The sequence below is a fragment of the Paenibacillus phytohabitans genome (assembly GCF_013141775.1).
In the GTDB taxonomy this organism is placed as follows: domain Bacteria; phylum Bacillota; class Bacilli; order Paenibacillales; family Paenibacillaceae; genus Paenibacillus_AQ; species Paenibacillus_AQ phytohabitans.
This window is the reverse complement of the sequence record NZ_WHOB01000020.1, coordinates 34,516-53,656: the sequence shown is the minus strand read 5'-3', so window position 1 is coordinate 53,656 and position 19,141 is coordinate 34,516. Positions and strand designations below refer to the sequence as shown.

General features: G+C 53.7%; 16 protein-coding genes. 11 read left to right on the top strand and 5 right to left on the bottom strand.

Annotated features, from left to right (window positions below):
- Positions 1 to 51 precede the first annotated feature (51 nt).
- The 6 genes from GC101_RS06530 to GC101_RS06505 all read left to right on the top strand — a co-directional run bounded on the left by GC101_RS06530 (position 52) and on the right by GC101_RS06505 (position 8,781).
- Positions 52 to 1,011: an ABC transporter permease gene (locus tag GC101_RS06530; RefSeq protein ID WP_171716605.1), complete on the top strand. Its 960-nt coding sequence runs from the start codon at positions 52 to 54 to the stop codon at positions 1,009 to 1,011.
- Between the two features lie 15 nt (positions 1,012 to 1,026).
- Positions 1,027 to 1,920, top strand: a complete 894-nt coding sequence (locus tag GC101_RS06525; RefSeq protein WP_171716604.1) for a carbohydrate ABC transporter permease — start codon at positions 1,027 to 1,029, stop codon at positions 1,918 to 1,920.
- A 30-nt stretch (positions 1,921 to 1,950) separates the two neighbouring features.
- Positions 1,951 to 3,798 carry a type 2 periplasmic-binding domain-containing protein gene (locus GC101_RS06520; protein ID WP_171716603.1) on the top strand — a complete coding sequence of 616 codons (1,848 nt, stop codon included), beginning with the start codon at positions 1,951 to 1,953 and terminating at the stop codon, positions 3,796 to 3,798.
- A gap of 129 nt (positions 3,799 to 3,927) precedes the next feature.
- Complete coding sequence (locus GC101_RS06515) at positions 3,928 to 5,673, top strand: sensor histidine kinase (RefSeq protein WP_171716602.1); 1,746 nt, start codon at positions 3,928 to 3,930, stop codon at positions 5,671 to 5,673.
- Positions 5,666 to 7,078 (top strand): response regulator transcription factor, encoded by a 1,413-nt coding sequence (locus tag GC101_RS06510; RefSeq protein ID WP_171716601.1) that lies wholly within the window; start codon positions 5,666 to 5,668, stop codon positions 7,076 to 7,078. Before GC101_RS06515 ends, GC101_RS06510 begins: the two co-directional genes overlap by 8 nt.
- Positions 7,075 to 8,781: a type 2 periplasmic-binding domain-containing protein gene (locus GC101_RS06505; protein WP_171716600.1), complete on the top strand. Its 1,707-nt coding sequence runs from the start codon at positions 7,075 to 7,077 to the stop codon at positions 8,779 to 8,781. Before GC101_RS06510 ends, GC101_RS06505 begins: the two co-directional genes overlap by 4 nt.
- Before the next feature lie 145 nt (positions 8,782 to 8,926).
- Here the strand turns inward: GC101_RS06505 and GC101_RS06500 are convergent, their stop codons facing one another.
- Together GC101_RS06500 and GC101_RS06495 are read right to left on the bottom strand one after the other, a co-directional pair.
- Positions 8,927 to 10,159, bottom strand: a complete 1,233-nt coding sequence (locus tag GC101_RS06500; protein ID WP_171716599.1) for an MFS transporter — start codon at positions 10,157 to 10,159, stop codon at positions 8,927 to 8,929.
- Positions 10,160 to 10,161: 2 nt separating this feature from the next.
- Positions 10,162 to 10,671 (bottom strand): YbaK/EbsC family protein, encoded by a 510-nt coding sequence (locus tag GC101_RS06495; protein ID WP_171716598.1) that lies wholly within the window; start codon positions 10,669 to 10,671, stop codon positions 10,162 to 10,164.
- Positions 10,672 to 10,826: 155 nt separating this feature from the next.
- Between GC101_RS06495 and GC101_RS06490 the strand changes: the two genes are divergently transcribed.
- Complete coding sequence (locus GC101_RS06490) at positions 10,827 to 11,471, top strand: DUF1796 family putative cysteine peptidase (RefSeq protein ID WP_171716597.1); 645 nt, start codon at positions 10,827 to 10,829, stop codon at positions 11,469 to 11,471.
- A gap of 148 nt (positions 11,472 to 11,619) precedes the next feature.
- On the opposite strand, the gene GC101_RS06485 is transcribed toward GC101_RS06490, so the two are convergent.
- Positions 11,620 to 12,063, bottom strand: coding sequence for a MarR family transcriptional regulator (locus GC101_RS06485; protein WP_171716596.1), 444 nt, complete (start codon positions 12,061 to 12,063; stop codon positions 11,620 to 11,622).
- Between the two features lie 173 nt (positions 12,064 to 12,236).
- On the opposite strand from GC101_RS06485, the gene GC101_RS06480 reads away from it, so the two are divergent.
- The 3 genes from GC101_RS06480 to GC101_RS06470 all read left to right on the top strand — a co-directional run bounded on the left by GC101_RS06480 (position 12,237) and on the right by GC101_RS06470 (position 15,446).
- Positions 12,237 to 13,691, top strand: a complete 1,455-nt coding sequence (locus GC101_RS06480) for an MFS transporter (protein WP_171716595.1) — start codon at positions 12,237 to 12,239, stop codon at positions 13,689 to 13,691.
- A 303-nt stretch (positions 13,692 to 13,994) separates the two neighbouring features.
- The gene (locus GC101_RS06475; RefSeq protein WP_171716594.1) at positions 13,995 to 14,441 is read left to right on the top strand and encodes a carboxymuconolactone decarboxylase family protein; all 447 of its coding nucleotides are present in this window, start codon (positions 13,995 to 13,997) and stop codon (positions 14,439 to 14,441) included.
- Between the two features lie 102 nt (positions 14,442 to 14,543).
- On the top strand, positions 14,544 to 15,446 hold the full coding sequence (locus GC101_RS06470; RefSeq protein ID WP_171716825.1) for a sigma-70 family RNA polymerase sigma factor: 903 nt from the start codon (positions 14,544 to 14,546) through the stop codon (positions 15,444 to 15,446).
- Positions 15,447 to 15,565: 119 nt separating this feature from the next.
- Here the strand turns inward: GC101_RS06470 and GC101_RS06465 are convergent, their stop codons facing one another.
- A complete protein-coding gene (locus tag GC101_RS06465) occupies positions 15,566 to 16,921 on the bottom strand; it encodes a PFL family protein (RefSeq protein WP_268794603.1) in 1,356 nt (451 codons plus the stop codon).
- Positions 16,922 to 16,954: 33 nt separating this feature from the next.
- Entirely contained in the window at positions 16,955 to 17,224 is a 270-nt protein-coding gene (locus GC101_RS06460; protein WP_039293974.1) for an ACT domain-containing protein, read from the bottom strand.
- Between the two features lie 246 nt (positions 17,225 to 17,470).
- Here GC101_RS06460 and GC101_RS06455 point away from each other — a divergent pair, with 246 nt between their 5' ends.
- The gene (locus tag GC101_RS06455) at positions 17,471 to 19,105 is read left to right on the top strand and encodes a GGDEF domain-containing response regulator (protein ID WP_171716593.1); all 1,635 of its coding nucleotides are present in this window, start codon (positions 17,471 to 17,473) and stop codon (positions 19,103 to 19,105) included.
- Positions 19,106 to 19,141 lie beyond the last annotated feature (36 nt).

Genomic DNA, 19,141 nt, shown 5'->3' with positions numbered 1-19,141 from the left:
TTTCTGCTAGACTGAAAGCGCAAACAAAATCTGGATATAGGAGATTTCGATATGGGAGTACCCTCTGGTGAACTGCTGCATGGTGTGGAGCCGGCCCCGCCGCCCCACAGGAAGCTGCAGAACAAATACAAGCTGTTTTTCATGGCGCTTCCGTTTCTGGCGGTAACTTTTATTTTCTACTATTTGCCGATAAGCGGATGGATTTATGCCTTCTATGATTTCATTCCCGGCATTCCCCTGTCGGACACGCCCTTTGTCGGCCTGAAGTGGTTCAGGACCATTGTTGCTAATCCGACTCAGACAGCTGAGGTGCTGCGGGTGCTGAAGAATACGGTTGCGATGAGCTCACTCGGGCTGGTGACCTCAGTGTTTCCCGTAATCTTTGCCATTCTGCTGACCGAGGTCCGGTCAGGCTGGTACCGCAAGCTGGTGCAGACGCTGACCACGATTCCGAATTTCATCAGCTGGATTCTCGTCTATGCGCTGGCCTTCTCGCTGTTCTCCGTAGACAGCGGCGTGGTGAATCACCTGCTGGTCCAGTTCGGCTTCGCGGATGAAGGCTTCAACTTCCTGGCCTCCAGCTCTCATGTCTGGATCACGATGATCGCCTGGTACTGGTGGAAGTCGCTGGGCTGGGGAGCGATCCTGTACCTTGCGGCCATTGCCGGAATTGACCAGGAGCTGTATGAAGCGGCGGAAGTGGATGGAGCCAGCCGTTTCCGCAAGATCTGGCATATCACGGTACCCGGCATCATTCCTACCTTCTTCGTCCTGCTGCTGCTCTCGATCGGTAACTTTGTGAATAACGGAATGGAGCAGTATTTCGCCTTCCAGAATGCGATGAACAAGGACACGATCGAGGTGCTGGACCTCTACGTGTACAATATCGCTTTTGCCAACAACTTCCCGTTCGCAACGGCGGTCAGCATGCTGAAGTCGGTGGTCAGCGTTATCCTGCTGTTCGCGGCCAATACCCTCTCGAAGATTGTGCGTGACGAATCCATTATTTAAGGGCGGTGATTCCACATGCGGAACAAGCTTAAACCGGGCAATGCCCTCTTTCAGGGAATCATCTATCTGCTCTTCGGATTATTCACCCTGAGCTGTATTTATCCGTTCTATTATCTGTTCATTAACACGATTAGCTCCAATGATCTAAGCGCCGGAGGGTATATCAAGTTCTATCCGCGGCAGATTCATTTCGACAACTACTTCAAGGTGCTGAAGATCAGCGGGCTAAGCCACGCGGCACTGGTCTCGGTCTACAGAACAGTAGTCGGCACGTTCCTGACGGTTGGGGCATCGGCTTTTCTCGGCTATCTGTTTACCAAGAAAGAAATGTGGGGCCGGCAGATCTGGTACCGCAGCATTGTGGTCACGATGTATTTCAGCGCGGGGCTGATCCCCTGGTACATCACGATGCACAATCTGCATCTGACCAACAATTATCTGGCCTATATTCTGCCGACGATTATTACCCCGTTCAACATTATTCTGGTCAAAACCTTCGTGGAGGCAATTCCGCCTTCCCTGGAGGAATCGGCAGCGATGGACGGCGCTGGATACCTGCGGGTATTCTGGAGCATCATTGTGCCGCTGACCACGCCGATTCTGGCGACAATTACGATTTTCTCGGCGGTCAACCAGTGGAACTCCTTCATTGATACAGCGTTCCTGATGACCGACACGAAATATTACACGCTGCAGTTCCTGCTCTGGCGGTATTTGAACGAATCCAGCTCGCTCGCCGCGCTGATCCGCAATTCACCGGATATGGCGGCCAGCATCCAGAATATGCAGACTCCGACGTCGGTGCGGATGACGGTAACGATGATCGTAGTCCTGCCGATTCTGATTGTGTATCCGTTCTTTCAGCGTTTCTTCGTCAAAGGCATCATGATCGGGGCCGTCAAAGGCTGACCGAACTAATATATCAGGGGGTATGAAGCAATGAGATTCAGATTTAGACAAGTATCGCTACTTCTGCTAAGCACGATAATGGTGCTGGTTCTGGCAGCCTGCGGCGGAGGCAACGGAAATTCAGGCAATTCGGGCACGGCGGCCAGCACGGATAAGCCGGCGGCCGAAGCCACGCCAGCCACCGGCACAGAGGCGACAGCGGCTCCGGCAGACGGGGCGCTGGACCATTCCAAGCCGCTCAAGCTGACCGTATTCTCGACAACGGCCAATTACGCCGGACCGCAAATCGGCTGGTTCGCCAAAGTCATCAAAGACAAATTCAACATTGAGCTGGATATTGTCGCCTCCAACCTGACCGGCGGGGACACCAAAATCTCAGCCATGATGGCCTCCGGTGACCTCGGCGATGTCATCATCTTCGGGGATGATAAGAATCATTATCCGAACGCGATCAAAGGCAAGCTGCTGCTGGATTGGACGCAGGACGGCCTGCTGGACAAATACGGCGCGGATATCGTGAAGCAGTTCCCCAAAGCGGTAGAGAAGGCTAAAGTGGCCTTTGGCGGCGGAAGCTCCGTCTTCGGTATCGGCAATAACGTGGCAACCAACCCGTCGGGACCTTCCGAGGGCAAGGACATGACCTGGGGACCCGACCTGCGCTGGGACCTGTATCAGCAGCTCGGTGCGCCTGAAATCAGCAAGATCGAGGACTATCTCCCGGTGCTGAAGCAGATGCAGGAGCTGGAGCCGAAGAATGAGCAGGGAAAGAAAACCTATGCGTTCTCACTGTGGTCCGACTGGGACGGCAACTATAAAATGACGCTGGCGAAGCAATTCGCCAACATGATGGGCTATGACGAAATCGCGGATACCGCGCTGTATGTCAAAGCGGATGAAGAGAAGTACTATGATTTCCTCTCCGAGGACAGCTGGTATATGAAATCACTGAAGCTCTACTTCGAAGCGAATCAGATGGGCCTGCTTGACCCGGACTCGCTTACCCAGAAGTTCGATGATGTGGTAGCGAAATACAAGGATGGGCGTCTGCTCTTCTCCTGGTTCCCGTGGCTGGGCGCAGCCAACTACAATACACCGGAGAGAACCGCAGAAGGCAAAGGGTTCGCGCTTGTACCGTTCAAGGATGAGCTGATGTACTCCACAGGCTTCAACGTATACGGCGGCAACGGAATTATCGCCATCGGCGCCAAGGCCAAAGAGCCGGCACGTATCATGGAGTTCATCAACTGGATGTACACACCGGAAGGCGCAATGATCTCGGCAGGCAGCGGGACGGCAGTCTCCAATGGACCGCAGGGACTGGCCTGGGATATTGACAGCAGCGGCAAGCCGGTCGTGACCGACTTCGGCTGGAAGGCTTATGCCGATCAGCAGAACACGCAGGTTCCCGAGGAATACGGCGGCGGCGACTACTATTACGGCTCGAATCAGATGAACTTCTCCTTCGTGGTTCCGGCGATGGTGAATCCGGCTACGAATGAGCCGTATGACCACAATCTGTGGCAGACCACACTGGAACGCAATCCGTCGAAGCTCGACAGTGACTGGAGAGCGAAGATGGGCGTGCTTACGGCCAAGGAATATTTTGAGAAAAATAATCTGCTCGCCGTAGCTCCTCAGGGCTTCACCGGCAAAGAGCCGCTGACCATGGACAAAACGCTGGAGCAGAAAAACAAGCAGATTGGTACTGTGATCCAACAGATCTCCTGGAAGATGGTCTTCGCCAAAAATCAGGCGGAATTCGATAAGCTGAACAAAGAATTGCATGACAAAGTTAACGGTCTCGGCTATCAGGACGTGATGGACTTCTCGGTGAAGAAAGCGGAAGAGCTGTTCGAAGCCCGCAAAAGTGTGAAGTAAGCGGCAGCGGATAGGGAATAGGCAGGGCAGCGACCGGGCTGTTCTGCCTTCTTATTTTCAGAACAAGAAAAATCTGGTATTCTGATTCTATATATTGAAACGCTTTCATTAAGAGATGAGGTCCGGCCCATGCCTGGAAAGAAGCAAGCAGGCCATCCGCCGAAGGGGAAGTCCCTGCGGACTACTTTGGTGATTTATTTGCTGATCGGTACGCTGCTGCCGCTGCTGATTGTCGGCTTCATATCCTACACTTCCATCTATTCCATACTGTCCGGCAAAATCGGCAGCGGCATCAGTGCCAGTCTGCGCCAGGAAGCGCTGAGCCTGGAGAATGCCATCGACAATCTGGATTTCGCCTCCAAGCAGTTTGCGCTGGACGGACAGATTGTGGAGGAGATGTCTTCTTTTCTGCAGGAGAAGCAGATCTACCGCAAGTCGCAAATGATGAATTCGATCAATCAGAAGATCAACCTGGTCAACTTCACCAATCCCTATATCGGGCTGACCGCCTATATCATGCCTGACAGTGATGATCCGGTGCTGTTCACCAACATGAGTACGCGAAGGGGCTTCGATCTCAGCAGCCTGCCTTCGTTCATGCGCTATAACGGGGCTGATTATTACGGTCCGCATGGCACGATGTATGCTGTCGGTGATAATGTGGTCTTCTCGGAGCGGCGGATCGTACGGGTGAGCGGACAGCATGAGCTGTATATCTATCTGGAGACGAATTACAGTCTGCTGCGCAAAATTTTCAATCAGGAAGCCTACGGAATGAAGGTTAATCATCTCCTGGTGAATCAGAGCGGCACCCTTACTCATGTCATTGACGGTGAAGTGCCGGAAAGGATTGTGCAACAGGCCGGCCGGAGCGGCGGATCTGCGCATGAGGTGCTGAATGGCTATCATTTGTTCCGCTATGAGAGTCCGCAGGGCTGGAAGCTTGTAGCCGTGGTCAAACGGTCGGTGTTCAACAGCGAGATTTACACCTGGATCTACAAAATGATTCTGCTGGCGCTGTTCACCCTCCTGTTCGCAGGATTTCTGGCCTGGCTGATCTGGAGAAGGGTCTATGGTCCGCTGCGCAAGGTCAATCTCGAAATTATCCGCATGGCGGAGAATGTCACCACGCCGGTAGCATTCACGAATGTGGAGGAATTCGATTCTGTCTTGAGCAATTTCCAGCAGATGAAGGATCAGGTGAATGAGCTGATTCTGGCTGTGGCCCGCAATGAGAAGCAGAAAAGCCAGTTCGAGATTGAGAAGCTGCTCAGCCAGATCAATCCGCATTTCCTGCATAATACGCTCAATACGGTGCAGTGGCTCGCCCGGCTGAACGGACAGAAGGAGATTGACAAGCTGGTTACCCTGCTGGTGAAGGTGCTGCATTATAACCTCGGCAAGCAGAGCATCATCGTCACCATCGGGGAGGAGATTGAAGCGATCCGTAATTATATGGAGCTGCAGCGCATCCGTTACGATTATGAATTCGAGTTCAATGTAGAGGCCGATCCGGAGGTGCTGTCCGCTGCGGTTCCCCGGTTCCTGCTGCAGCCGCTGGTCGAGAACTCCATCTATCACGGACTGAGTGACAACGGCAAGGTCGATGTAATCATTACCGCGCACGGTACGAATGAAGTGCAGCTCATCGTAAAGGACAACGGTGCGGGAATGGATCAGGCGAAGATTGAGGAGCTGCTTGCGGAGGAGACCGTACGGAGACGGGGGCTTGGCATCGGCTTCGCTTATGTGATGCGGATGCTGCGCGTGTATTACGGGGAGCAGATGAGCCTGGATATTCTCAGCGGGGAGAGCGGCGGGACAACGGTATCCATCATCATACCCATTATGAGCAAGGAGGACTTCAATGATTAAAGCTGTGGTCGTGGATGACGAGCGGCTGGTGCGCAAAGGCTTCATCTCGCTGATTGACTGGCCGTCCTTCGGGGTGGTGATCACCGGTGAAGCCGGAGACGGCAATGCTGCACTGGAGCTGCTCCGCCAGCAGGAGACGGATCTGCTGTTCGTGGATCTTACAATGCCGGGGATGACAGGGTTCGAGCTGATCCGCCAGGTCAGGCTGCGGTTTCCGGCTGTCCGCTGTGTGGTGCTCACCTGCCACCATGAATTCGATTATGTGCAGGAGGCACTGCGGCTTGGAGCAGTCGATTATATTGTGAAAACGCTGCTGGAGGTGGAGAATGCCGACGAAACCATCCGCAGGCTGGTGGAGCGGATCAGGTGGGAGGACGGCAACCGGGGCGCCCTGGTATCCGGCGAACTGAAGGTTATGTCTGCAGACAAGGCTCTGCTCTATCTGCCCCTGGAGCCTGAAGGGAAGGAAGCGGAGCTGTTTGAACTGTCACTGGTCAAGAACCATCCGCTGATCTCATTCCAGAACCTGTGGATGACCCCGCTTCCCTGCCGTGTGGCCGTGGAAGAAATCCGCCGTGAGCTGGCGGCCGTGCTTGGAGCAGGCTGGGCAGCTGTACTTGTGGAAGGCGTGCGTGATCAGCCGCTGAAGGAGCTGGAGGAGGTTCTGGAACGGACGGTTCCGCAGGCGCTGTTCTATTATACCGGTGAATATGAGCTGCCGAAGCTGATCTACGGTGAACTCAAAACGGTTGCCGGAAGGCATCGTCCCGCTGCCGCTGCAGAGGAACCGGAGCCGCTGGTGCGTGCTCTGAATCTACGGTGGACGCTTGAGCGGGGAGCCTGGGAAGACTTCAACGCAGCCATTCTGTCCCGGCAGCCGCGCCAGGAGGCGATTGCTGAGTTTGGAAGGGAGCTGCTGCAGAGCTGGAGCGGGCTGCTGATGAAGCCGGAGGAGGCGGCAGAGCTTGCACTATCGGCACAACGCAACCGGAGCTGGTGCCAGTGGAAAAGCTGGCTGCGCCAGTTCTCCGGTCAGGTTCAGCAGCGGATGATTGAGCTGGGCATGAGCAAAGAAGTGATGTTCTGCCTGATCAGCGCTGTGAACTATATGAAAAGCCATGCCGGGGATAAAATCAATCAGGGCGATGTAGCCGCCGCCATTAATATGAGCCGCGGCTATTTCAGCCAGTGCTTTGCCCGCTTTGCCGGGGAGACCTTCGGGGATAGTCTGCGGAGCATGCGGCTGGAGCTGGCCAAATCCCTGCTGCGCGATACCCATGCGCCGGTCTGCGAAATTGCCTGCCGGTCCGGCTTTGAGGATGACCGCTATTTCAGCAGGCTGTTCCGTGAGCATGTAGGCAAGCTGCCCAGTGAATACCGTGCTGAAGGGATGGGGGAGCGGTGAACCGGGTCATGAGATATTCCCTGCCTCTTTTGCTGCTGCTCAGTCTGTCCGCCTGCCGCAGCAGCGGTGCAGGGGAGCCTGCGGAACGGGCAGTGCCAGCCGCTAATGCCGCCGATGCCGCTGCTTACGGCCGGTATGAGGAGCCAGTCGTGATGCGGATCGGCTTCAAGGTGCCGGATTCCCGGCTGACTACAGGCGACAGCAATGATAATAATCCGATCTCCCGCTATCTGGAGAGCCTGACGAACATCAGAGTCATTCATTCCTGGGAAGCGAAAGGCGAAGAGCCGTTTACACAAAAAGCGCAGCTGGCCATAGACAGCAATGATCTGCCGGATGCGATGGTGGTGGACCGGGATCAGCTCAGCAAGCTGATATCAAGCGACATGATTGAGGATCTGACCGATACGTATGAGCAGTACGGCTCCGGACTGATCAAGGATATGTACGATTCTACGCATGGCGAAGCTCTAGCCGATGCGCAGCGGGGCGGAAGATTGTACGGACTGCCGAATGTAGCCATTCATGCAGATTCGACCTCCCTGCTGTGGGTCCGCCAGGACTGGCTGGACCGGCTGGAGCTGCCGGCTCCGCGAACGCTTGGGGATATTGAGGCGATCGCCAGAGCTTTTATCGACAAGGACCCGGACGGCAACGGCAAGCGTGATACCGTGGGCATTAGCGCCTACAAGAATATTGTGTACGGGACCAAACCGTATGTGAACGGTCTGGACGCAGTGTTCAGCGCCTTTCATTCCTTCCCGACCAACTGGATTAAGGACAGCAGCGGTAACGTAGTCTATGGTTCGGTTACCCCGGAGACACGCAAAGCGCTGGGCCAGCTCGCCGCATGGTACAAACAGGGATTAATTGATCCTGAGTTTGCGCTGTACAAAGAAACCCAGGAGCCGATTATTGCCGGCAAAGCCGGAATTTTCTTCGGGCCCTGGTGGATGCCCTTCTATCCGTTGTCGGAAGCGGTTGCCCAGGATACCAAAGCCGAATGGCGGGCCTACGCCGCACCGCTGGATGAGTCCGGCAAATTCGTAGCCCATATAGCCCCGGTCACGGACCGGTATCTGGTTGTCCGCAAAGGATACGAGCATCCCGAGGCTGTAGTGAAGCTGCTGAATGTGTTCACCCGGCTGGAAAGAAGACGTGATCCGAACGTGGAGGAGGTCGGGAAGCTGGATGATTTCGCAGCGCAGACCGGTATTCAGCCGCGGGCCTATTACCCGTTCGATCTGCTGATTGATTATAGCGATGCCATTGAGAAGCATTATGCGGATATTCAGCAGGCGCTGCACGGCAAGATCGACCCGGATGCGCTCGATCCCGATACCCGGCTGATCTATGACCGCTGGCTGGCGGAGGAAGAGCAGCCGAAGAAGAATCTGGAGGGCTGGAAGGCGGCCAACGCCTACAAATACGGGGTGGCCGTGTTGTCCACAACAGCCGTTGAGGGAGTGCGCAGCGTGTATTACGGAAGTACGATGCATATGGCGGCGAAGTGGCCGGCGCTGCAGAAGCTGGAGAGTGAGACGTTCCTTAACATTATCGTCGGCGATGCGCCGCTGAGCTCTTTTGATGAATTCACCGTGAAATGGATGAGCATGGGCGGCGGACAAATCACGCGGGAGGTCACGCAAATTGTGAACATCCGGGAGGCCGAGAGTAAGCAGGATAACAGCAGCAGCCAGTGAACAAGAATCGTAAAGAGGAAACGGTGAACAGGGATCAGCATATGTGCAAAAGATGCAGGTAGCAGAAATAAGGCCGGGGCCCTTCACAGGACTCCGGCCTTAGCAATGTTCAGGCAGACTTTATCATGGCAAAGCCGCGGCTTCCTCAGGCAGTTTTGCCGATCTCAGCAGCGAGTCCATGCTCCGCCCGATTCGCCCGGGTGGAGCGATAGCTGAGCCATGCTCCGCACAGGGCCAGAACGGCAAGGCCCGAGGCCAGCCACGGAATCGTGGCGATTCCCAGTGTGTTAATGGTCACCCCGCCGAGATAAGCTCCGGCGGCATTCCCCAAATTCAGCGCCGAGTGGCTGGAGGTGGTGGCCAGCAGCGGTGCTTTATGTGCCAGATTCATGATCCGCAGCTGAATGCCGGGCATAATTCCGAATGCGGCGATCCCCCAGAGAAAGACGTTGGCAACGGCAAGGACCGGGTGATGCAGCGTCAGCGGGAATAATGCGATAATGCCGGCCAGCACGGCGAAGTTGACGATCAGGGAAGGCATCAGCTTCCAGTCGGCCAGCTTGCCGCCGGCGATATTGCCAAGGGTAACGCCAACTCCGAACAATACCAGAATCCAGGTGACACTATGCTCGGCGAAGCCGGTAATGTCTTCAAGAATTGGCGTGATATAGGTGAACAAAGCGAACAGGCTTCCGCAGCCCAGCGCTCCCGTAAGCAGAATTAGCAGTACCTTGGGGTTCATCAGCCCGCGCACCTGCTCGGCAAGATTGGCTGTCTGCTCCTGAACAATGACAGGAATGAAGCGGATAATCCCAAAGAGGGAGATAATGCCCAGCACGGTGATGGCGCCGAAGGAAGCCCTCCAGCCAAGCTGCTGTCCGATGAAGGTTCCGAACGGTACACCAATGATATTGGCGACCGTAAGCCCGGCCAGTACAATAGACACGGCGCCTGCCCGTTTCTCCGGCCGGACCAGCCGGGAAGCGATAATCGTCCCGACCCCGAGGAAGGTTCCGTGGGCGAAGGCGGTCAATACCCGGGCAATAATCAGCAGCGGATAGGTAGGCGCTATAACGGATACGGCGTTGCCGAAGATGAAAATACCCATGAGGATGACGAGCAGCTTTTTCTGCGGCAGCCGGTGGGTGAAGACAGTCAGCACAGGAGCTCCGATGGCTACGCCCAGCGCATAGCTTGTAATCAGCTGGCCGGCCTGGGAGATGGTTACGTCGAGATCACTGGCGACATTGGGCAGCAGCCCCATAATGATGAATTCGGTCATGCCGATGGCGAAGGCTCCAAGTGTAAGGACCAGCAGGGATAACGGGAAACGATCCTTGCCTGGTGAAGGTACAGTTTTGGTTACAGCGTGTTTCATAATCAGGTGTTGTCTCCGATCTGAAATGTTGTAGGTTCTTCCTTCCAGCCTTTGCAGACATCGACCCAGGCCCGGCTTCCGGAGTACTCGGCAAGTTCAGCGCAGGTTAGTTCAATGGCGGAATTGGTGCTCCCGCAGGCCGGGAAAAGCGTGCTGAACCGCTTCATGGACTCATCCAGATATACATCCAGCGGACGGGCCAGCCCGAAGGGACAAACCCCGCCGATCTCATGTCCGGTCTGTTCCAGGACTTCATCCGGACTTAGCATCCGTGCCTTGAACCCGAAGGTCTCGCGGAATTTCTTGTTGTCAATTTTGGCATCTCCAGCCGCAACGATGAGTATGGCATCTTCCTGTGCACCGCGGAAGGAGAGGGTTTTGGCAATTCTTGCCGGAATGACGCCAATCACAGCGGCTGCCATCTCTACAGTAGCGCTGGAGGCAGCAAACTCCTGTACATCCTGCTCGCGGGAGAATTTACGAAAATGTTCTTTAACATTGGCAATCGGCATGATCTTGGCATCCTTTCTGAAATTACATGGTTTTCATATTGGATTACATTCTAACCTGTTTCACCAGACTCTGCAAAACATTCCTCATCTATGATCCAAACATTTCAATTACCGGCGGCATTTAATATAGAAATAAGGGTGAGAGGTGAGCGCGGATGAAATTTGAGGAAATCAGGGGAGGATATGATTGCATTGTCAGTCTGGGAAGCTCATGCGAGCCTGCAGCCCATTTGCGCCGCAGAGGCCTCCGGGTATTTTCATCGCCGCTGGACTGGGTGGTGTCGTTATCGCTTACGGATGTGAACCGGCTGCTGGGCCAGCGTTTCTCGGGGTATATGGAGCTCCCGAATATGGGTGTGATCGATGGCAATGATGTGTTTGTGGACAATGAAGTCGTCCAGCCGGTCAAATCCTATTTTGTGAAGGACTTTTATTATAATGTAATTTCAGTGCATGACTTTCCGGTACTGGAGGGGCTGGAGTGGAGCCACGTCTACCCGGATTTCAAGCAAAAAATTAACATGCGTTCCCAGCGCCTGCTGGACACCCTGCTGATGAGCCGGAAGGCGCTGTTTATCCGCTGGGGGAGCACGTATGAGGAAGCCTGTGAGCTTCAGACTGTGCTGCGCACCTTAACCGGCGGGGATTTCCATATTCTGATTGTAAACGGTGTCGATGGACTGGAGTCCGTGCTTGACCGTGACTGGCCGCTGCCCGGTATTGCGTCTCTGGGAATTCCGAACCGTGCGGGGGATGCGGAGAGCTGGGATTATATTCTGGACGGTATATATCTGCTGTAGGGATTATAAGCAGACTATAATATAAGCGAACAGCAGAGCAGCGGCTCCCTGGAAGACGGGAGAACCGTTGCTCTGCTGTGTTTTACGGATTTTAACATCCTATTTAATCTGAGCTGGATAACTTGCACAGCCGCTGGAGAAGCTTCTGTCAATTCTGCCCGTTCAGCTGATCTGAATTCCGCGTGACCTTATGGAGCAAAGTAATGAGAGTGTCAATTTCTTCACTGGTCAGGCCTGCAGACAGCTTGCGGTTGAAATCATTTAACAGTGACTGGAATACTGGGGCGAATTCAAGCGCTTTGGCCGTCGGGTACAGCAGGGAGGAGCGGCGGTCCCTGGGATCGGTCCGGCGTTCGATATATCCCGAGGCCTCCAGATGTTTCACGGAGCGGGCGGTGGTGGCTTTATCACATTTTATTTCACAGGTCATCTGATCCTGTGTGATCCCCGGGTGGCTCAGAATCAGCTTAAGAAAGCTATGCTGCCCTCCGCTGCCGATACCATAGGGCAACAGCTCTTTGGCCAGGATTTTTTGATTCTGGCGGTGCAGATGGGAGATCAGCTTGCCAATCGGTTCTTTGTTTGAAGTCACAGGCGGACACCTCTTCAGGGGATAATGACGTCTTCCGGATAACTGAAATATCGTCTGACTCAAATACTACAACAATATGGTTGCGTGCGCAACTAATTTGCAGTACACTGGGATTGGCTGTTTTGTTGCGCATGCAACTAGTTTTGAAATATGACGCAAGAGGGTGTTTGCAGATGAGCAGTATAGGTGCTACATACCAGGAGGATGCAGTGATTCAGAGGAAACGCTGGATTATTCTAATCGTCCTGAATTTATTTACATTTATGTCTACACTGGACGGAAGTATTGTGAATATTGCGCTGCCGGTGCTGGTGAAGGAGCTGCAGCTGCCGGTTGCTCAAGTAGAATGGGTGACTACCGGATATTTGATGGCCATCTGCACTGTCATCCTGTTCTTCGGGAAGCTTGGCGATATTGCCGGGAAGATCAGGATTTTTAAATTAGGCATGATTATATTCACCGCCGGCTCCCTGTTCTGCGGTCTAAGCCACAGTCTGCCGCTGCTGATTGCGGCGCGCGTGGTTCAGGCGGTCGGAGCTTCGATGACTATGGCGAACAGCCAGGGGATTGTTACGGATATTTTCCCGTCCACCGAACGGGGCAAGGCATTGGGACTGATCGGGACCTTCGTGTCACTGGGCAGTATAGCCGGACCCAGTCTCGGGGGGATCATTGTTTCCACTATGGGCTGGGAATATATTTTCTGGGTAAATGTTCCGATTGGACTGATTGCGATTGTGCTCGGCTGGAAGGTGCTGCCGAAGGATCTGGTCCGGGTGAAGTCCAGAATCGATCTTCCCGGCAGCATGCTGTTTGCTGTCTTTATTGTTACTTTATTCGCCGGTCTGCTGCTTGGCCAGCAGCTTGGGTACAGGGATAACCGGATTCTGGCCTCCCTGATCGCGGCTGCTATAACCTTTATTGCTTTTCTGATGGTAGAGCTGCGCCGCAAGCAACCGCTGCTCCAGCTGTCGCTGTTTAAGAATCCGCTGTTCTCGCTGAGTATTTTCTGTGCTTTTCTGGTATTTGTCTCCAACTTCTGCTTCAACATTATTGCGCCGTTCTATGCGCAGAATATGCTGAATATGTCACCCTTCAGTGCAGGCTTCCTGCTGATGCTCTTTCCGATCTCGATGGTTATTGTCGCGCCGCTTAGCGGGGCGTTGTCCGATAAGATTGGTTCAGAGCTGCTGACCTTTGCCGGGCTGATTGTTATGGTCATTGCCCAGTTCGGGCTGGCCCGGCTGCATGAAGGCAGTCCGGTTCTGCTGGTCGGTGTATGGATTGCCATGCTCGGAATTGGCAGCGGATTGTTCGGCTCGCCGAATAATTCACTGGTGATGTCGACCGTGCCGCGTACCCAGCTTGGCTCCGCAGGCAGTGTGAATTCGCTGGTCCGCAATGTAGGGATGGTTGTGGGAATCACTGTTGCTACGTCCATACTGTTCAACGTGATGAGCAGCAGGGCAGGCTACCGGGTGACCGGACTGATCGAAGGACGACCGGACATTTTCCTCTCGGGGATGCATGTTGTGTTCATGACCTCGTCCAGCATTTGCCTGTTATCGGCGTTGCTGACCGGCTGGCGGCTGTTCTCGTCCCGCAGGGCTAAGAGATTGAGCGCTTAAACGAACTAAATCACTTTACGGAATTTTCCCGCTTAAACAGCGGAGAGGACAGAATGACCCGCGGAAAAGCGGCAGCGGTCGCCTTTGTCCCCGGATTTTGACCGCTAAGGAGAATAAATTAAATCTGGGGACAACAGCGATTGTAACAACGTTCTGTTCACGGAGCGTCCACCCGAGAGCTAACTTTAATCGTACGCCTAATTTTGTTTATAAATCCGAGTTAATAAGTTTTGTCTATCCTGTCACAAACCACAGCCCCATCTTGTCTACAGTAATGTAGAACATTAATGGAGGCGATTGGACATGAGTCTGAGAATGAATTATCGTGAGGTTAACGCGCCGGCTTTCCGGGCAATGATGACACTGGAGCAGCATGCAGGAAGCCGCAGCAAGGATAAAGTACTGTATGAACTGGTCAAAATACGGGTCTCCCAAATCAACGGCTGTGCGTTCTGTCTGGATATGCATGCCAAGGATCTGATGAAGCTGGGCAACTATGCCGATCATATTCTGCTGCTGAGTGTCTGGCGTGAAGCGCCGATATTCACTGATAAAGAACGGGTGCTGCTGGAATTCGCCGAGCATGTAACCCTGATCAGCCAGGCAGGTGTTCCGCAGGAGCTGTATCACAAGGTGCTGGAGCATTTCAGCGAAGAGGAAATGGTAGACTGGATTATGGCGATCAATACGATCAACAGCTGGAACCGGATTGCCATTACCACGGGGATGTTCCCCGGATGCTACAACTGAGCTTGAATTAAGATAGCCGTAAGGGTGAAGGAGGGGCAGCGCGTGGAGGTCCGGGATAAAGAAGGCATAGAGGCTGAGAGTCCGTCTGCAGGGAGTTTAGGTATGGAGGAGCTGTATCAGAACTATAAAGGCTATGCATTCTCCATTGCCTACCGGATGTTAGGTGTGGTTGCGGATGCGGAGGATGCTGTTCAGGATACGTTTGCTGAGCTCCAGCGCCGGGACCGGAGCGGTATCCAGAATATCAAAGCCTATGTAGCCAAGGGCGTAACCAACCGCTGCCTGAATATGCTGAATTCTGCGCGGAGCCGGAGAGAGACCTATATCGGAGAGTGGCTGCCGGAGCCGGTCAGCACAGGGTATGATGGTCCGGAAGCGGAGGCAGAGCGGAAGGATAGCCTATCGTATGCTTTTCTGGTGCTGCTGGAACGTCTGGCGCCAACGGAGCGGGCCGTATTTGTGCTGCGTGAGGCATTCCAGTACGACTACGAGGAAATTGCCGGGATGGTAGGCAAGACGGAGAGCAACTGCCGGCAAATCTTCAGCCGGGCCAAGCGCACACTGCAGGCGGAGCGTGCGGCTACATCGCCTTCTCCTTCTCCCGGTTACGGAGCTGTCAAAGAGAATCTGCTGCGGCGCTTCACTGCCGCGTTCACCTCTTATGATGTCGGCGGCATGCTGAAGCTGCTGGGGGAACATCCTGTGCTGGTTGCTGACGGCGGCGGACAGGAAGTGCATACAATTCTCCGGCCGATGACCGGCCGCAAAGGCGTGCTGGCGCTGCTGACCTCACGCAGGGTGATGCATTATCTGCGGGAATGGGAGCAGCATTATGGAATCGTCAATGGTGAGCCAGGCCTGATCTTCACCCATCGGGGTGAGATCAAAGGAGTGATCTGTCTGATTCCCGACCGGAGCGGCGAGCAGATCCAGAACATCTACCTAATGATGGACCCGGCCAAAATGAGCCGTATTACAGTTCATCCCGAGACGCCGCGGAGTTAATCCCGGGGCATAACATAAAGACCCGCTATCCATCCCTGCCGGGAGAGGTAACGGGTCTTTATGTTCTTAAGTTCTTAAGGGCGGTGCTCAACCGGCCATCCTGTCTGTATCAGGATGGCCTAGTTCTTGAAGCTGTGGATCGGAGCAGGGATACGTCCGCCGCGGTTAACAAATCCGGCACAATTGAACGGGTTGACCGCCATGACCGGTGCATAACCCAGCAGGCCGCCGAACTCAACCATTTCGCCGACTTCCTTGCCGATAACCGGAATGACGCGGACCGCGGTTGTCTTGTTATTGACCATGCCGATCGCCGCTTCATCGGCGATGATACCTGAGATGGTCTCCTTGCTGGTGCTGCCCGGAATGGCAATCATGTCGAGACCGACGGAGCACACGCAAGTCATTGCTTCGAGCTTCTCCAGCGTCAGTGCACCGCGCTGAACAGCCTGGATCATGCCGTGGTCTTCACTGACCGGGATGAACGCGCCGCTTAAGCCGCCGACATAGGAGGAGGCCATGACCCCGCCTTTTTTGACATTATCGTTAAGAATAGCCAGCGCAGCTGTGGTGCCGGGAGCGCCTGCTTCTTCAAGACCCATGACCTGGAAGATCTCGGCGATGGAGTCACCGATTTCAGGTGTAGGGGCTAGCGACAGATCGATGATGCCGAAGGGCACATTCAGCCGCTTGGAGGCTTCCTGGGCAACGAGCTGCCCGACACGGGTAACCTTGAAGGCGGTACGCTTAATGGTCTCGCACAGCGTTTCGAAGTCCTGTCCCTTCACCTCTTCCAGCGCCCGCTTGATTACGCCGGGACCGCTGACGCCTACATTAATGACACATTCCCGTTCGCCGACACCGTGGAAGGCTCCAGCCATGAACGGATTATCCTCAACGGCGTTGCAGAAGACGACCAGCTTGGCGCAGCCGATGGAATCGCGGTCTTTGGTGCGCTGTGCAGTCTGGATGATAATATCGCCCATCAGCTTCACGGCGTCCATGTTGATGCCGCTGCGCGAGGAGCCGACATTCACGGAGGAGCAGACGCGTTCCGTCACCGCCAGCGCTTCCGGGATGCTGTCGATCAGAATCCGGTCACCTTTGGTGCAGCCTTTCTGAACCAGTGCGGAGTAACCGCCGATAAAGTTGACGCCAACCTCCTTGGCCGCCTTGTCGAGAATCTGTGCTACAGGAACATAAGTATCGGTATGTACGGCGCCGGCAGCGATTGAGATCGGAGTTACGGAAATACGCTTGTTCACGATCGGCACGCCGAATTGACGCTCCAGATCCTCACCCGTCTTCACGAGCTTCTCGGCGGAACGGGTAATTTTGTCATATACATTGCGGTTAAAGATCTTCATATCCGAATGCGCGCAGTCCATCAGACTGATGCCCATGGTAATCGTACGCACGTCCAGGTTCATTTCCCGGATCATTTTATTGGTTTCCTGCACTTCTCCAATTGAGATCATAGTATGGTTGTTCCTCTCTTTGCCGCCCGGCTAGATCCGGTGCATAATATTGAAGATATCTTCATGCTGAAGCTTGATTTCCACACCGATGTCTTCACCGACATGCTGCAGATCCCGTGCGATTTCTTCAAAGGATTTGCTTGGGGCTGAAATGTCCACAATCATCATCATATTGAAATAGTCCTGCACAATCGTCTGGGAAATATCCAGAATATTCAGATTGTGTTCTGCGAGGTATGTACATACTTTGGCAATAATTCCTACTTTGTCTTTTCCCAGTACCGTAATAATCCCCTTCAATTGAAAGCCTCCTATTATAGATTCCTCTGTTTTCTCCGCCCACTGCCGCTTTAACGGAATGAACGGTTTCAATTATTATGTCAAATGAACAGAAGGTTATCAACCAAAGCTTTTTTGTAGGGCTGATCAGAGATTTGAGCTTGCAATTCGACAAAAATAGATTAAAATTGACACCGCCTTAAAAATATGATTAATTGAAGGTTTGAATGACCTATTGAACTGAAGGAACGAACTGAAGGAGCTATTATGACAACGAGAAAATATAAAGAGCTGGTTGAACAGCGCACCAGACAAACCTTGCAGAAGTGGTCGCAGCAGCCGGCAGTTGAGGAAAGGGATATCTATCGCTTTCTGCATAATTTAAAAGGCACTTCCGGTACAGTGGGCCTTGACGCGGTGGAGGCGTTCTCCGGCAACTCTCTGCTCTATTTCTCGGATGATAACCATAGAAGCTGGACGGAAGCCGAGTGGGGGGATTATTTATATCCGCTGCTGGAGCTGTTTGATGAGCCTGAAAGTACAGGTGCAGTGCCTCCCCAGATTCCGGGAATTGCGTTGTCCCATGGCAGCACCCACCAGCAGTACGAAATTCTGGTCATTGACGATGATGTGGAGCTGGTGGCTTTTTTGCGCGAGTCACTGGAGAAGCAGTCCTACTATGTAAGCATTGCCCTGTCTGCTGAACGCGGACTTAAGATTTTTTATGAGACCAAGCCGGATCTAATTCTGCTGGATATTCTGCTGCCGGACCGCAGCGGGATTGATGTGCTCAACCAGATTATCGGCAAAGCCAAAAAAGAGCGGATTCCGATCATTATCATCAGCGGTGAACACTCCAAGGAAGTCCAGAAATATGCCTATTCGCTCGGTGTGATGGATTACATCCGGAAGCCGGTGGATATCGACCTGTTCCTGGTGCTGATCAAGAACCGGTTTGAACTGAAAAAAGAATGGCAGGAGTCCATCATTGTAGATGAGCTGACGGGTGCTTTTAACCGGAAATATTTCAATCAGACCCTGAAGATGCTCTCATCGGACTTCAGACGGACGGGCCGGACGTTCTCGCTCGCGCTGCTGGATCTGGATTACTTTAAGCATGTCAACGATACGTATGGTCATCTTGTGGGGGACGAGGTCCTGCAGACTTTTTCGGAGCTGGTCAGAGATTCAATTCGTACGGAGGATACACTGTGCCGCTACGGGGGAGAGGAATTCGCCCTGTTCATGCCAAATACCTCTGCGGACTCAGCGCTGCTTGTCATTGAACGGATTCAGGAGAAATTCGCCTCAAGGGAATTCTGTGCCAAACGGGAAAACTTCCATGTTACCTTCTCCTGCGGCATTACAGAGATAAGCGAACGGCAGCAGGATACCGATAAACTAATTGATGAGGCAGACCAGGCTTTGTATTCCAGCAAGTATAGCGGACGAAACCAGACAACCTTGTACAGCGAGGGAATGTTAACGGGCCAGAGGGAAACGGTACTCAATGTAATTATTGTTGATGATGATCCGCTGATCCGCAGAATTATTACAGGCAATTTCGCCTCCTGGGAGCCGGGGAATATCGCCGGAATGAAAGTGAACAGTTATGCCGACGGCGAGCTTTTTCTGAAATCGGACTGGTATGTTCCGGAGGAGAAGTACATTATTCTGCTGGACGGGGTGATGCCCGGCCTCGACGGTCTTGAGGTTCTGGAGAAGATCCGCAGCAGCTACCCTGAAGTGAACATTCTGGTGATTATGCTGACGGGCCGCAATGATCAGCGCGATATTATCCATGCCCTGCAAATGGGGGCGGATGATTACGTGATTAAGCCGTTTCATCTGCCGGAGCTGCTGTCCCGGATTGAGCGCCTGGCCCACAGATTCTTGTTCTAATAGCAATGTATCCAGCCGTGGATGAACTGAAAGTGA